Here is a 1,221-nt window from a genome sequence, read left to right as displayed (position 1 = left end):
GTTTACAGCTGTCCCTGTAGGTGCCGAAAGCGCTTTTAATGATGCTGGTGGTTACTTTGGTGTAGAAGCGAACAAAACGTTTCGTTTTGAGCTAGGTTTTGCTTTAGGAGCATACTACAAGGTTAAATTAATGGAAAACGTTTCTATGGAAAACATATTAAACCTATACTCTAATTACTTAGAAGACCCACAAAATGTAGATATAGATTATACTATGAATTTAGTAATGTCTATAAATAAATATTTATCTGCAAATTTAGCTTTTCAAACAATTTATGACGATAATGCTTTTAAAGGTTTCCAAACGAGACAAGTATTTGGTTTAGGTATGAATTACGGATTCTAATAACAATCGTTTATAACGTATACTTAAAAGTAAGTATAGAATATATTTTATATTAATAAAAATAACCCCAGAATTCAATGTGAATTCTGGGGTTATTTATTTAAAATTTTAAGTCTTTAACTATTACATTATACACCTAACTAACTATTAAAGTTACTTGGTCTACTTTAACTGGTTTTTAAGGTGGTTTTATTATAAATTTCAAATATACATTGCCACCTCTTAATTCTATATCCTAAAAAACGAGATTTACTTTAGGCTAGGTTTTCTGGTTAATGAAGGTTTTGGTTTCCTCAACTGTTTCTAATTCTGCAATAATTTCGTAAAGGTTACACATTTTCATAAATAAATAGTTTTAGTTTTTTCATGTCTTTGTTGTAATGGTTTAATAATGTTTTTAGGCATTATTAAGGCCTATAAATTGAAAAAATAAGTATAGGAAAACAACAAATGAACTAAGGAAATTATATTTTAAATAACAAGTTTTAGAACCTTCTAAATAATAGTTTTAAAAAATATATAGTATTTAGTGAGTAATGTATAAAGGAGCCTTAAAATGCTTTAAAAAAGGTTAAGGCATAAAAAAACCAGCTTCAAAATAAATTTGAAACTGGCTTCTAGACAATTCGCTGTGTTTATAAAATAATTATTGATTATTTTTTGGTCCTCCGCTCATGATTAAAAATTCTGAACGACGATTAGCCTGGTGTTGCTCTTCAGTACAACCAGTACCACAATCTACAGCTAGTTCATTTTCACCTTTTCCAGCTCCAGATATTCTTGTTGTGTCTATTCCCTTAGAAATAATGTATTGTACAGTCGTTTTTGCACGACGATCTGATAATTTCTCATTATAAGAAGCAGAACCTCTATTA

Annotated in this window: 1 protein-coding gene and 1 pseudogene; one reads left to right on the top strand and one right to left on the bottom strand. The window is 28.7% G+C overall.

Annotated elements, in window-relative coordinates; translation table 11 throughout:
* Window positions 1–346, top strand: a pseudogene (locus ACVC2P_RS11145) (DUF3078 domain-containing protein); the annotation flags it as partial.
* A 646-nt stretch (window positions 347–992) separates the two neighbouring features.
* Here the strand turns inward: ACVC2P_RS11145 and ACVC2P_RS11140 are convergent.
* The coding region (locus tag ACVC2P_RS11140) for an OmpA family protein (protein WP_452598546.1) at window positions 993–1,221 on the bottom strand (229 nt) is incomplete at its 5' end.

Source organism: Pontimicrobium sp. MEBiC01747 (genome assembly GCF_053601635.1).
Note: the sequence above shows the minus strand (reverse complement) of the source record. Positions and strands in the feature narration are given on the sequence as shown.